The sequence below is a fragment of the Mycobacterium bohemicum DSM 44277 genome (assembly GCF_001053185.1).
Taxonomy (GTDB): Bacteria; Actinomycetota; Actinomycetes; order Mycobacteriales; family Mycobacteriaceae; genus Mycobacterium; species Mycobacterium bohemicum.
In genome coordinates this window covers 351,101-364,453 of sequence record NZ_CSTD01000001.1, presented here as the reverse complement: position 1 = coordinate 364,453, position 13,353 = coordinate 351,101, and the positions used below count along the sequence as shown (strand labels likewise).

Genomic DNA, 13,353 nt, shown 5'->3' with positions numbered 1-13,353 from the left:
AATCGGACGACTGGTGGGCCCGCGCCGTCCTGCGGCTTTACATGCCGCGGCGCGCCCGAAGACCCCCGCCAGCATAAAGGCGGATTAGTGAGGCAGTCGAAGCAACCGGGTTGGCGGAGCACATAAACTGTCTGCCCGAGGCCGAAGTGGATCACGACGAGCGGAAGGGGCGCCGCGCTGAGTGTCGAGGCAGCAGCAACCGTCGAGTTGACCGGCGCCATCACCGACCGACTTCGGCGATACCTGCGCGACCGGCGAATCCAGAGCGCCCACATCGGCGGCCCGGAAGGCGCCGACCACGGGCTGTTGATCGCCGCGCTGGAAGACTTCGTGCTCAACGGCGGCAAGCGGCTGCGGCCCGCCTTCGCCTACTGGGGGTGGCGTTCGGTGTCGTCCGCCGAACCCGACGACGAAGTGCTGCTGCTGTTTTCGGCCCTCGAGCTGCTGCACGCCTGCGCGCTCGTGCACGACGACGTGATCGACGAGTCCTCCACCCGCCGCGGCAAGCCCACGACGCACGTCCGTTTCGCCACGCTGCACCGCGAGCGGGGATGGCGGGGTTCGGCGGACCAATTCGGGATGTCGGCGGCCATCCTGCTCGGCGACCTCGCGCTCGCCTGGGCCGACGACATCGTCCTCGGGCTCGAGCTCCCCGTGGAAGCCGTGCGGCGGGTGCGACCCGTGTGGACCGAAATCCGCACCGAGGTGCTCGGCGGCCAATACCTCGACATCGTCGCCGAGGCCAGCGCCGCCGACACGATCGCCTCGGCCATGAACGTGGATACGTACAAGACCGCCCACTACACGGTGTCGCGCCCTTTGCAGCTGGGCGCGGCGGTCGCCGCCGACCGGCCCGACGTGCAAGCCATCTTCGACCGGCTGGGAACCGACCTCGGGGTGGCGTTCCAGCTTCGCGACGACGTGCTGGGCGTCTTCGGGGACCCGGCGGTGACCGGCAAGCCGTCCGGTGACGACCTGAGGTCGGGAAAACGGACCGTGCTGCTGGCCGAGGCCATGGAGTTGGCCGACAAGTCGGATCCGGCGGCCGCGCGGCTGCTGCGGGGCTCGATCGGCGGGGAGCTCACCGACGCGCAGGTGGACGAACTGCGCGCCGTCATCGAGTCGGTGGGCGCCCTGGCCGCCGCGGAGCGGCGCATCGCCGCGCTCACCCGGCGCGCGCTCGACACGCTGGCCGCGGCCCCCGTCAACGCGTCGGCCAAGGCCGGGCTTGCCGAACTGGCCAAGCTGGCCACCGACCGCTCCGCCTGACGATGACCACCCCCACGCACAGCCCGGCGGCCGAGACGGCGGTGACCAAACCATCGGTCCGGCAATGGTGTTCCCGCGTGTCCGCGTTCGCCGTCGCGCCCGAGGCGGGTCCGGCGAGGCTGGGCCTGGTGGGAGCGGCGCTGGTCACCATCGGCGGGCTGGGAGCGGGCAGCACCCGCCAGCACGACCCGCTGCTGGAAACCCTGCACCTGTCGTGGATGCGCTTCGGGCACGGGCTGGTGCTCTCGTCGATCCTGCTGTGGGCCGGGGTGGGCCTGATGCTGATGGCCTGGCTGGGCCTGGGCCGACGGGCGCTGGCGGGACGGGTGAGCGAGTTCACCATGAGGGCCACCACGGGTTTCTGGTTGGCCCCGCTGCTGGTGTCCGTGCCGGTGTTCAGCCGCGACACCTATTCGTACCTGGCCCAGGGCGCGCTGCTGCGCGACGGGCTCGACCCCTACGTGGTAGGGCCCGTCGCCAATCCGAATGTGTTGCTGGACAACGTGAGTCCGATCTGGACCATCACGACCGCGCCCTACGGCCCGGCGTTCATCCTGATCGCCAAGCTGGTCACGGTGATCGCCGGCAACAACCTGGTGGCCGGAACCATGCTGCTGCGCCTGTGCATGCTGCCGGGCCTGGCCGCGCTGATCTGGGCCACCCCGCGACTGGCCCGCCATCTGGATGCCGACGCATCGATCGCGCTGTGGATCTGCGTGCTCAACCCGCTGGTGCTCATCCACCTGATGGGCGGGGTGCACAACGAGATGCTCATGGTGGGGCTGATGGCCGCGGGCATCGCGCTGACGTTCGGCGGCCGCCCGGTCCTGGGGATCGCGGCGATCACGGTGGCCATCGCGGTCAAGGCCACCGCCGGGATCTCGCTGCCGTTCATGGTGTGGGTCTGGATGCGGCACCTGTGCGAGCGACGCGGGTACCGGCCGCTGCGGGCCTTCCTCGCGGCGACCGCGGCCTCGGTGCTCGTCTTCGCCGTCGTCTTCGGGATCTTCTCCGCGGTGGCCGGGGTCGGCCTGGGCTGGCTGACCGCGCTGGCGGGATCGGTGAAGATCATCAACTGGCTGACCGTGCCCACCGCGGCGGCCAACCTGATCTATGCGCTGGGCAACGGGCTGCTCCCGATCCACTTCTACGCCGTGCTCCGCGTCACCCGGCTTCTCGGCATCGGCGTCATCGCCGTGTCGCTGCCGCTGCTGTGGTGGCGGTTTCGCCGGGACGACCGGGCCGCGCTGACCGGCATCGCCTGGTCGATGGTGATCGTCGTGCTGTTCGTGCCGGCCGCGCTGCCCTGGTACTACTCCTGGCCGCTGGCGGTGGTGGCCCCGCTGGCCCAGTCGCGGCGGGCGGTCGCGCTGATCGCCGGGCTGTCCACCTGGGTGATGGTGATCTTCAAGCCCGACGGCTCACACGGCATGTATTCGTGGCTGCACGTGTCGATCGCGGCGAGTTGCGCGCTGCTGGCCTGGTACGTGCTGCACCGCGAGGAAGCCGGCGCGGCGGCCCGGCCGGCCTGAGTGACCGGCTCAGTACGCCATCGCCTGCGCCCGGCGCAGGACCTCGCGGGCCTGGTGGGCGTGCAGGGCGTCGACGGGGCGGGCGTTGCTGATCGAATCGCGGGAGCCGTCGCGCGTGACGGTCAGCGACGGGTCGGGGGTGAACAGCCACCGGATGATCTCGGTTTCGTGGTAGCCGCCGTCGTGCAGGATCGTCAGCAGCCCCGGCAGGGGCTTGACCACCTCACCTGTGCGGGTGAAGAACACCTGCGGTACCTCCACCCCGCCGTTGCGCCGCACCCCGACGAGGTGGCCCTCCCGCAGCTGCTGCTGGACCTTGGAGACCGGCACGCCGAGTAACTGGGCGACCCGGGGCAGGTCGTACATGGGTTCGTCGGGATCCAGAACGTCGTCGCCGGCGGGAATGCTGCCCACGGCGCCAGTGTAGGCGGTGCCCGGCGCTTTGCGACGCAAGTTTCGCGGCCCCACCTACGATGGCCCAGTGGTGGCAGCCGGCATGGGTGACCCGTTGGAGGGCACGTTGCTCGACGGGCGCTACCTCGTCGAGTGCGAGATCGCCAGCGGCGGAACCTCGACGGTCTACCGCGGGGTCGACGTGCGCCTCGACCGCCCCGTCGCCGTGAAGGTGATGGACGCGCGCTACGCCGGTGACGAGCAGTTCCTGACCCGCTTCCGGCTCGAGGCCCGCACCGTCGCCCGGCTCAAGGATCCCGGCCTGGTCGCCGTCTACGACCAGGGCATCGGCGCCCGGCACCCGTTTCTGGTGATGGAGCTCATCGAGGGCGGGACGCTGCGGGAGCTGCTGGCCGAACGCGGTCCGATGCCCCCGCACGCGGTGGCGGCCGTGCTGCACCCGGTGCTGGGCGGGCTGGCCGCCGCGCACCGGGCCGGCCTGGTGCATCGCGACGTCAAGCCCGAGAACGTGCTGATCTCCGACGAGGGCGAGGTCAAGATCGCCGACTTCGGGCTGGTCCGCGCCGTCGCGGCCGCGGGAATCACGTCCACCAGCGTCATCCTGGGCACCGCGGCCTACCTCTCGCCCGAGCAGGTGCGCGACGGGAACGCCGGTCCCCGCAGCGACGTCTACTCCGTCGGGATCCTCACCTACGAGATGCTGACCGGGCACACACCGTTCACCGGCGACTCGGCGCTGTCCATCGCCTACCGCCGCCTGGAGGCCGACGTGCCGCCGCCCAGCGCGGCCATCGACGGCGTGCCGCCGCAATTCGACGCGTTCGTGGCGCGGGCGACGGCCCGGGACCCCGGTGACCGCTACGCCGACGCGATCGACATGGGCGCCGAGCTGGACGCGATCGCCGACGAGCTGCAGCTGCCGGGATTCCGCGTGCCCGCGCCGCGGAACTCCGCGCAGCACCGCTCGGCGGTGCTGCACCAGACCCGCACGACCGAGCGCCGGGACCCGGGGACTGGGCCGAGCCCGCGCGGCTCGCGGGCGGCGCGGGCGGGTCCGAGTCGGAGTCCAGCGACGAATACCGGCCGATCGCAGGCGAATTCGCGGGCATCGCGATCAGCGAGTTCGTCTGGGCCCGCCAGCGCGGGCGGCGCATGGTGCTGATCTGGGTGGCGGTGATCCTGGCGCTCACCGGGCTGGTGGCGACTGCGGCCTGGACGATCGGGAGCAACCTCAGCGGACTGCTCTAGCGCCGCCGGCGAGCAGACGCAGAATCGCAGAAGACGCGCGTTTTCCTTGCGATTCTGCGTCTGCTCGCGCAGGAAGGGAGACTCAGTCGCGCAGCATCTCCGCGACCAGGAACGCCAGCTCCAGTGACTGCTGGGTGTTCAGCCGCGGATCGCACGCCGTCTCGTAGCGGCCACCCAGGTCGATGTCCGAAATGTCTTGCGCCCCACCGAGACACTCGGTGACGTTCTCGCCGGTGATCTCGACGTGGATGCCGCCCGGGTGGGTGCCCAGCGCGCGGTGCACCTCGAAGAAGCCCTGCACCTCGTCGACGATGCGGTCGAAGTGGCGGGTCTTGTAGCCGTTGGACGACTCGTGGGTGTTGCCGTGCATCGGGTCGCACTGCCAGATGACCTGGTGGCCGGTGGCCTGCACCTTCTCGATGATCGGCGGCAGCACGTCGCGCACCTTGTTGTTGCCCAGCCTGCTCACCAGCGTCAGCCGGCCCGGCTTGTTGTGCGGGTCGAGCCGCTCCACGTACTCGACCGCGAGCTCCGGGGTCATCGTCGGGCCGATCTTGACGCCGATCGGGTTGGCGATCACCTCCGCGAACGCGATGTGCGCGCCGTCGAGCTGACGGGTCCGCTCGCCGATCCACACCGTGTGCGCCGAGAGGTCGAACAGTTGCGGCCGGCCGTCTTCGACGTCCGACAGCCGCAGCATCGACCGCTCGTAGTCGAGCACCAGCGCCTCGTGGCTGGCGTAGATCTCGGCGGTCTGCAGGTTGCGGTCGGCCACCCCGCAGGCGACCATGAACCGCAGCGCCCGGTCGATCTCGGTGGCCAGCGCCTCATACCGCGCCCCCGCCGGCGAGGTCCGGACGAACTCCCGGTTCCAGTCGTGGACCAGGTGCAGCGACGCCAGCCCCGACGACGTCAGCGCCCGCACCAGGTTCATCGCGGCGCTGGCGTTGGCGTAGGCGCGCACCAGCCGCGACGGGTCGTGCTCGCGGACCGCGGCGTCCGGGGCGAAGCCGTTGATCATGTCGCCGCGGTAGGACCGCAGGCCCAGCGCGTCGATGTCGGCCGAACGCGGCTTGGCGTACTGGCCCGCGATGCGGGCCACCTTCACCACCGGCATGCTGGAGCCGTAGGTGAGCACGACTGCCATCTGCAGCAGGGTGCGGATGTTGCCGCGGATGTGGGGCTCGGTGTTGTCGACGAACGTCTCGGCGCAGTCGCCGCCCTGCAGCAGGAACGCCTCACCCCGCGCGACCTGGGCAAGCAACTCCTGCAGCCGGAGGATCTCCGAGGGCACGGTCACCGGCGGCACGCTTTCCAAGACGGTGCGCATCGCGGCCGCCTGGTCGGCCGGCCAGCTGGGTTGCTGCGCGGCCGGCTTGGCCAGCGCGGCGTCGAGCCGGGCCCGCAGGTCGCCCGGCAGCGGAGGCAGCGACGGCAGCTGGTCGATCGGTATGTCGACGGTCCAGTTCATCGGTCCATGGTAACCGGGGCGCCGTGACGGCTGATCAGGGCGAACGCTCGCTTCCCGAGCCGGATGGTCCGGTGATCAACCGGAACCGGCGCAGCTGATCGCGGGCGTCGACCAGCGCGTCGTGGGCGTCGGCGGGCCGCGGCGGCATCCGCGGCGAACCGCGGTCCTCCCACAACTGCCGCAGCTCGCGGGTGAACCGGGGCAGCGCCCTCGGCAGTTCGGGCATGGGACCCCACAGCTGGCACAACGCAACGTGGTCGTAGGCGCCGACCCACGCCCACAGCTCGATCGGGTCGGCGCGGTCGGCGCCGTTGACGTCGAAGAACTGCTCGAGGTCGGCGCGGATCCGCCTGCGCGAGCGCCACAACTGCGACGACGGCGGCGGCAGCTTGGGCAGCACGTTGGCGCGCACCCAGGGGCCCGCGCGCTCCGGGTCGAATTCGGTGGAGACGGCGTAATACTCGCGCCCGTCCTCGGCCACCACCCCGATGGAGATCAACTCGATGGTGCGGCCGTCGTCGATGAATTCGGTGTCGTAGAAGTACCGCACCTGCGAAAGCCTAATGGGAACCGATCAGCGAGCCGTTGACAGGTTTTGATGCCCGGTCGGTAGATCCTGATCACCGAGCCGCCGGCCGGTGAGCACTGCTTAAGCCTGGAGTGCTGTTTGACTTCTAAGCCTAGATCGTGCCCCGGCCGGTTGGTGAGGTCATCTGTAGCGCTGATGGGGTGTCGTGCTTCGAGCACTGATCCATTAGGTTGCCGCCAGATGTCCTTGGGCTCGAGCATGTTTCACCGAACATCGAACAGGAGGCGAGTTGACGATATTCGTCGGAGACGATTGGGCCGAGGACCATCACGACGTCCACCTGATGGACGCCGAGGGGGCCCGGCTGGCATCGCGCCGGCTCCCGGAGGGACTCGCGGGCATCCGCGGATTCCACCAACTGGTGGCCGCCAACGCCGAGGAACCCACCCAGGTGGTGATCGGCATCGAAACCGACCGCGGTTTGTGGGTCGAGGCCCTGACCGCGGCTGGCTATCAAGTGTTCGCGGTCAACCCGCTCGCGGTGGCCCGCTACCGCGACCGTCACCAAGTGTCGGGTGCGAAGTCTGACGCCGGTGACGCCAAACTACTGGCTGACCTAGTCCGCACCGACCGCCACAACCATCGCCCGATCGCCGGGGACAGTGCGGCTGTCGAGGCGGTCAAGGTCTTGGCGCGAGGTCACCAGAATCTGATCTGGACCCGAACCCGCCACACCAACGCCCTGCGCAGCGCCTTGCGCGAGTACTACCCTGCGGCGTTGGAGGCCTTCGAGGACCTTGCCGGCCGCGATGCCCTGGCCGTCCTGGGCCGTGCACCGACGCCGCCGACACGGCCGCGCTGCTGAGCCTGTCCAAGATCCGGTCAACGCTCAAAGCTGCTGGGCGCCAACGTAACCTCGATACTCGAGCGCTGCAGATTCAGGAAATTCTGCGCAGCGAGCAGCTCGCTGCCCCGGGCGCGGTCACCGCCGCTTTCGCCGCGACAACCCGCGCCACGGTTGGGATCATCGCCGAGCTAAACCGCCAGATCGGCGAACTCGAAGCAGAACTCGCGACGCATTTTGAGGCACACCCGGACGCCGACATCTACCTCTCCCTGCCAGGACTTGGTGTCATCCTCGGCGCCCGGGTGCTCGGTGAGTTCGGGGACGACCCGAACCGATACACCACCGCCAAGTCTCGCAAGAACTACGCCGGAACGTCACCGCTTACCATCGCGTCGGGAAAGAAACGCGCCGTGCTGGCCCGCCACGTCCGCAACCGCCGCCTCTACGACGCCATCGACCAATGGGCCTTCTGCGCCCTCAACCGCAGTCCAGGTGCCCGCGCCTTCTACGACCAACACCGCGCCGGCGGCGACACCCACCACCAAGCGCTACGCGCCTTAGGTAACCGCCTCGTAGGCATCCTGCACGGCTGCCTCTGCCACCACAACGCCTACGACGAACACAAAGCCTGGGCACATCGCCAACCCAACCCCGACACCCAAGCAGCTTGACAACTTACGGTCCTGGGATGTCTAGGCGGGCGCCGGTCGAGCCCCGGCGCTGGCGCGACACATAACCGGTTGCGAGGACACGCCGGCAACGGCCGCAGTGGTTTATATCTGGGGTTTATATCTGGTCGCACGCCCCGGGCGGGCTAGCCGCCGATCAGGATGGGCTCGGTGTTCTCGGGGGGCGGCGCGGGGTGCACCTCGTGGTCGAGGTGGGCGTCGACGGTGCGTTCGTCGGGGTGGCGCGGCGTGCCGGCGATCGCGCCCTGGATGTAGAGCTTGGCCCGCACCACCGGCCGCCGCAGCGTGCGCTCCCGCTGCAGCGCACGGCGCATCTTGTCCGGCTGGGTGGTGTAGCGCCAGCGTGCCCACGGCGCGTGCGGGCGCGACAGCCGGACGGCGCCGACCACCAGCAACACCACGATGAACATGCCGAGCAGACCGGTCCAGACCTTGCCCTTGAGCACAACCACCACGGCCAGCGGCAGGGTCAACGCCATCGCGCCGGCGACCACGGCCCGCAGCGGCGTGGACTCCGCACTGTGCCACATCGGCAGGAAGAACATCAGCGGGTGCAGGCCCATGATCAGCAGCCCGGCCACGCCCGCGGCGGCGAAGACGGCGTCCACCGAGGTGCGGCCGTCCTCGGACCAGTAGACGTCCGACAGGTGCAGGATCAGCGCGTACTCATCCAGCACCAGGGCGGCACCGATCCCGAAAAGCGTTGCGGCCAAAACGAATTCGAGTTCTTTTCCGCTGACCGACAGCGTCACCAAGGTCAGCCCGGAGAGCATCACCAGGACCACCCCGAAGGTCACGTGATGGATGTGCACACCACCGACGTGGACGTTGCGGGGATGCCACCAGCGGGCCGGGCGACCGTGAACCGTCCGGTGCCGGATGAACCGGACGAAGCTCCGGGTGACGAAGAAGGTCAGGATGAAGGCGACCAGGCAGCACAGCAGCGGCAGCCGGCCGCGATCGACGATGTCGTGGGTGAACCAATGGGAAACCCCCAACACGAACCAATGGAGCACTCTTGCAACGTACGCCTGACTCCGCCGGAGCCGCAGGAGCCGCGCTGGAGGCGGCACCCGGGACGCCGGCACCGTTACGCTGTTCTGCGACATGAGTACAAGGCAGGCGTCCGGTGCGGGCAGTCGACTCGGGCGGGCGCTGCTGTGGTGCCTGATCTGGCTGCTGGCCGCCGCGGCGCTGGCCCACGCCGCCTGGCAGCTGTTCGGCCACACCCCCTACCGCATCGACATCGACGTCTATCAGATGGGCGGGCGGGCCTGGATGGACGGGCGTCCGCTGTACCAGGACGTCCGAGGCGACGTGATGTTCCACACACCGATCGGGATCGACCTGCCGTTCACGTATCCCCCGCTGGCCGCCATCGTGTTCTGCCCCTTCGCCTGGCTGCACATGCCGGCCGCCAGCGTGGTGATCACGGCGCTGACGCTGGCGCTGCTGGTGGTGTCGACGGCCGTGGTGTTGACCGGCCTCGACGTGTGGGCCACCTCCGCGATCCTGCCCGGCCCGGCGTGGCTGCGCCGGTGCTGGCTGGCCGTGGTCATCGTGGCTCCCGCGACGGACTGGCTGGAGCCGATCGCGTCGAACTTCGCGTTCGGCCAGATCAACGTCGTGTTGATGACGTTGGTCATCGCGGACTGCGTGCCGCGCCGCACGCCGTGGCCGCGCGGGCTGCTGCTGGGCCTGGGGATCGCGCTGAAGCTGACCCCCGCGGTGTTCCTGCTCTACTTCCTGCTGCGCCGCGACAACCGCGCGGCGCTGACCGCGGTCGGCAGTTTCCTGGCCGCCACCCTCGTCGGTTTCGCGCTGGCCTGGCGCGACTCGTGGGAGTACTGGACCCACACCGTCCACCACACCGACCGCATCGGCGAGGCGGCGTTGAACACCGACCAGAACATCGCCGGGGCGCTGGCCCGGATCGGACTGGGCGAGCAGCCCCGCTTTCTGTTGTGGGTGGCCGCGTCGCTGGTGGTGCTGGCGCTGACGGTCTGGGCGATGCGCCGGGTGCTGGCGGCCGGCGAGCCGGTTCTCGCGGTCATCTGCGTCGCCCTGTTCGGGCTGGTGGTGTCGCCGGTGTCGTGGTCGCACCACTGGGTCTGGATGTTGCCGGCGGTGCTGGTGACCGGCATCCTCGCCTGGCGCCGGCGCAACGCCGCCCTGGCGGTGGTCAGCGCCGCCGGGGTGGCCATCATGAGGTGGACGCCGATCGACCTGCTCCCCAAGCATCACGAAACCGCCGCGGCCTGGTGGCGCCAGCTCGGGGGGATGTCCTATGTGTGGTGGGCGCTCGCGGTGCTCGTCGCCGCGGGGCTCACGGTCACCGCGCGCCAGAACCCGCCGGATTCGCCGTCGCGGCAACGGACTTCGGGGACGCCGGTGCCGGCCGCCGGCTGACCGGCTTAACCGGCCGCGGTTTCGGGAATCCGCTCCGCCTCGCCGGCGGGCGCGGACCCGTTGCGGTTCTCCTTGATGCTCGCGGCGTAGATGTCGACGTACTCCTGGCCCGACAGCCGCATCAGCTCGTAGATCACCTCGTCGGTGACGGCGCGCTCGATGAAGCGGTTGCCGGCCAGACCCTCGAAACGGGAGAAGTCCATCGGCGTGCCGAAGCGGACCGTCACCCGCCCGAAGCGCAGCATCTTGCTGCCCGGGGGGTTGACCACGTTCGTGCCGATCATCGCCACGGGGATCACCGGAACGCCGCTGTGCAGGGCCAGCCGCGCCAGGCCGGTCTTGCCCTTGTACAGCCGCCCGTCGGGCGAGCGGGTGCCCTCGGGGTACATCCCCAGCAGCTTGCCCTGGCCCAGCAGCCGTTCGGCGGTCTCGAGGGCGGCCTGCGCGGCGTCGGCGTTGGTGCGGTCGATCGGCACCTGACCGACGGCGGTGTAGAACCAGGCGAGGAACCTGCCCTTGATCCCGGTGCCGGTGAAGTACTCGGCCTTCGCCAGGAACGTGATGCGGCGGCGCACCACCAACGGCAGGTAGAAGCTGTCCATGACAGCGAGGTGGTTACTGGCCAGTATCGCCGGGCCGGAGCTCGGAACATGTTCGAGCCCTTCGACTTTCGGCCGCGCAAGCAGCGCGAGCGGCGGGCCCAGCAGGATGTACTTGAATAGCCAATACCACATGGCCCTCCCTCTCGCCCGCGCCCGCTGCGCTTTGCGCCAACTGTACCGATCCGCGGCAGACGGGACCACCTTCGGCCCCGGCCGCGTCACTCCTCGACGACGATCGGGATGGGCTGGTACAGGGTGCCCGCACCCGTCGGGGCCTGGCCGCCGGCCGGGGGGCCGTCGCCGCCGGGCGGCCCGTCCTCGGGTGGCGGTGGCGGCTCGGGCGGGTTCGCGCCGGCGTTGTTGATGTCGCTGACGATGCCGCGGACGACGTCCAGCAGGGCGACGCCGTGGTCGGCGATCACGGTGAGCAACGGGTGCTCCTCGCCGCTCGCCAGCGCGGCCAGGGCGCAGACCGGGCACCACACCTGCTGGCACTTGCCGGTCCCCGGTCCGGCGCCGGCCGTCAGCGCGGCCGCCGCGCGCACGGCGGGGTCGACACCGTCCAGGATCGCCTGGGCCAGCCTGCGCAGTTCGGGACCGATGTCGGAATGCGCCCCGGTCATGTAGGCCACACCTCCGGATCCGGTCGAAAACGAATCGTCAGCTCGCTACCCCGAAGGTTCGCGTCCACCACCGTGCAACGGCGCAGCACCGACGCCAACCGCACCCTGCGGCGCAGCCCGCCGGAGCTGACGATCAGGTCGTCGTCGACGCGGCCGAGCGTCAGCGTTTCGGGATCGAGTTGGGGCAACGCTAGCCGCAACCGGTAGATCGACCCAAGCCCGGACCCGGATTCGAGGTCCACGACCGGACGCAGCGGTCCCGGCGGCGGCGCCCCACCCCGGCGCCGGGCGCCGTCGAGCAGCGCGCTGAGCGCCTTCGGGCCGATCGGTTCGCCGGACAGGTGCGCGGTCAACACCATCGCCACGTCGCCGATGACGGCGTCGAGCTCGTCGAGCACGGCTCGCTGTTCGGCGATGCGCGCGGCGTACCAGTCGAAGGCCGGGTGGTCGGGCAGGTTGTGGTACTCGTAGGACTCGTCTTCGGTGAGAACCTGATTGACGATCAGCTCCTCGACCCGGACCCCCATCAGCGCCAGCGAACCCAGCGTGCGCACCGCCTCCGCGGCGACCACGCGCTCGGGGGTCAGCACCAGGTGAGCGCCGACGAGCTCCCCGTCGGTGAGCAGCGCGCCGAGGCCCTCGACGCCGGCGCTGATGCGCTCGGCCAGTTCCACCAGCGGTGCCGAGCGGGCGTCGTCGCCGCCGGAGAGCCGGCGATGGCGCGGCCATGCCCGCTCGACGTACAGCCCGACGGTGGACGGCAGCGTCAGCATCCGCAGCGCGTCCGCGGTCGAGGCGCAGTCGACCACGATGCGGTCCCACCGCCCGGAGGCCGCCAGCTCGCCGACCGCATGCAAGCCCAGCAGCTCCTGAACGCCGGGAAGCGCTGAAAGCTCTTGTGGTGCAACAGTGTTCAGTTCGGATTCGGGAAGCTGGCGACCCACCGCGTCGACCACGCCATGCCACCGGTTCTCCAGCAGGGCCAGGGTGTCCAGCGCCAGCGCATCGAGAAAGCCGCCGCCCGCCTCGGTTTCCAGGTCGGCCAGCACGCGGACCGGTTCGCCCTGACCGCTGGGCGGGACCGGGACGCCCAGCACGTCACCCAGTGAGTGCGCCTGGTCGGTGGACACCACCAGCACCCGCTGCCCCGCGCCGGCCGCGCTGACCGCGGTGGCGCACGCCAACGTCGACTTCCCTACCCCACCCTTACCGACGAACAGACTGATCCGGGCCGCGGTCGGCGACCCGGATCCACCGGATTCACTCAGCCTCGACTCGTTTCTTCAGATCCTTCAACGCGGTGTCGGTCAGCCGGCGCTCGGCCTTGCGCTTGAGCAGCCCAAGCATCGGGACGGCGAGATCCACCGACAGTTCATAGGTGACCTCGGTGCCGGATCCCTTGGGCACCAACCGATATGAGCCTTCCAGGGACCTCAGCAGCGAGCCGGAGGTCAGCGTCCAGCTGACCGATTGGCGATCGGCGGGCCACTGGTAGGACATCACCATGGTGTCCTTGAGAACGGCGGCGTCGAGGACGAACCGGGCGACCTTGGGGTAGCCGTCGGCGTCGCTCTCCTTGACTTCGGCTTCCTTGTACTCCGAGATCCACTCCGGATACGAATCGATGTCGGCGATCACCCTCATCACGGTGGCCGGGTCGGCTTCGATGTAGATCGTCTGCGTCGTCTTCTCCGCCACCTGGTTAATGCCCCTTCTCACG

General features: G+C 69.9%; 11 protein-coding genes and 2 pseudogenes. 5 read left to right on the top strand and 8 right to left on the bottom strand.

Going from position 1 to position 13,353, the window contains the following annotated elements; translation table 11 throughout:
• Window positions 1–207 precede the first annotated feature (207 nt).
• Both idsA2 and BN971_RS01780 read left to right on the top strand, forming a co-directional pair.
• A complete protein-coding gene (gene idsA2, locus BN971_RS01785) occupies window positions 208–1,269 on the top strand; it encodes a bifunctional (2E,6E)-farnesyl/geranyl diphosphate synthase (RefSeq protein ID WP_085179030.1) in 1,062 nt (353 codons plus the stop codon).
• 2 nt (window positions 1,270–1,271) lie between these two features.
• Window positions 1,272–2,801 carry an alpha-(1->6)-mannopyranosyltransferase A gene (locus tag BN971_RS01780; RefSeq protein WP_085179029.1) on the top strand — a complete coding sequence of 510 codons (1,530 nt, stop codon included), beginning with the start codon at window positions 1,272–1,274 and terminating at the stop codon, window positions 2,799–2,801.
• A 9-nt stretch (window positions 2,802–2,810) separates the two neighbouring features.
• Here BN971_RS01780 and BN971_RS01775 read toward each other — a convergent pair whose 3' ends face one another.
• On the bottom strand, window positions 2,811–3,215 hold the full coding sequence (locus BN971_RS01775) for an Rv2175c family DNA-binding protein (RefSeq protein WP_085179028.1): 405 nt from the start codon (window positions 3,213–3,215) through the stop codon (window positions 2,811–2,813).
• Window positions 3,216–3,282: 67 nt separating this feature from the next.
• Here BN971_RS01775 and BN971_RS01770 point away from each other — a divergent pair.
• Window positions 3,283–4,463 (top strand): annotated as a pseudogene (locus tag BN971_RS01770) (protein kinase domain-containing protein).
• Between the two features lie 82 nt (window positions 4,464–4,545).
• Here BN971_RS01770 and BN971_RS01765 read toward each other — a convergent pair.
• Together BN971_RS01765 and BN971_RS01760 are read right to left on the bottom strand one after the other, a co-directional pair.
• The gene (locus BN971_RS01765) at window positions 4,546–5,934 is read right to left on the bottom strand and encodes a class II 3-deoxy-7-phosphoheptulonate synthase (protein ID WP_085179026.1); all 1,389 of its coding nucleotides are present in this window, start codon (window positions 5,932–5,934) and stop codon (window positions 4,546–4,548) included.
• A gap of 34 nt (window positions 5,935–5,968) precedes the next feature.
• Entirely contained in the window at window positions 5,969–6,484 is a 516-nt protein-coding gene (locus BN971_RS01760; protein WP_085179025.1) for a polyadenylate-specific 3'-exoribonuclease AS, read from the bottom strand.
• 322 nt (window positions 6,485–6,806) lie between these two features.
• On the opposite strand from BN971_RS01760, the pseudogene BN971_RS01755 reads away from it, so the two are divergent.
• Window positions 6,807–7,981: pseudogene (locus BN971_RS01755) on the top strand (IS110 family RNA-guided transposase).
• Between the two features lie 143 nt (window positions 7,982–8,124).
• On the opposite strand, the gene BN971_RS01750 reads toward BN971_RS01755, so the two are convergent.
• Window positions 8,125–8,997, bottom strand: a complete 873-nt coding sequence (locus BN971_RS01750) for a hypothetical protein (RefSeq protein ID WP_090349982.1) — start codon at window positions 8,995–8,997, stop codon at window positions 8,125–8,127.
• A 109-nt stretch (window positions 8,998–9,106) separates the two neighbouring features.
• On the opposite strand from BN971_RS01750, the gene BN971_RS01745 reads away from it, so the two are divergent.
• Complete coding sequence (locus BN971_RS01745; RefSeq protein WP_085178759.1) at window positions 9,107–10,408, top strand: glycosyltransferase 87 family protein; 1,302 nt, start codon at window positions 9,107–9,109, stop codon at window positions 10,406–10,408.
• A gap of 5 nt (window positions 10,409–10,413) precedes the next feature.
• Here BN971_RS01745 and BN971_RS01740 read toward each other — a convergent pair whose 3' ends face one another.
• From BN971_RS01740 to BN971_RS01725, 4 genes are all read right to left on the bottom strand, one after another.
• Window positions 10,414–11,142: a lysophospholipid acyltransferase family protein gene (locus tag BN971_RS01740; protein WP_085178760.1), complete on the bottom strand. Its 729-nt coding sequence runs from the start codon at window positions 11,140–11,142 to the stop codon at window positions 10,414–10,416.
• Window positions 11,143–11,228: 86 nt separating this feature from the next.
• On the bottom strand, window positions 11,229–11,633 hold the full coding sequence (locus tag BN971_RS01735) for a hypothetical protein (RefSeq protein WP_085178773.1): 405 nt from the start codon (window positions 11,631–11,633) through the stop codon (window positions 11,229–11,231).
• The gene (locus BN971_RS01730) at window positions 11,630–12,901 is read right to left on the bottom strand and encodes an ArsA family ATPase (RefSeq protein WP_085178761.1); all 1,272 of its coding nucleotides are present in this window, start codon (window positions 12,899–12,901) and stop codon (window positions 11,630–11,632) included. The genes BN971_RS01735 and BN971_RS01730 overlap by 4 nt, the downstream gene beginning before the upstream one ends.
• A complete protein-coding gene (locus tag BN971_RS01725; protein WP_085178762.1) occupies window positions 12,894–13,331 on the bottom strand; it encodes an SRPBCC family protein in 438 nt (145 codons plus the stop codon). The genes BN971_RS01730 and BN971_RS01725 overlap by 8 nt, the downstream gene beginning before the upstream one ends.
• Between the last annotated feature and the right edge of the window lie 22 nt (window positions 13,332–13,353).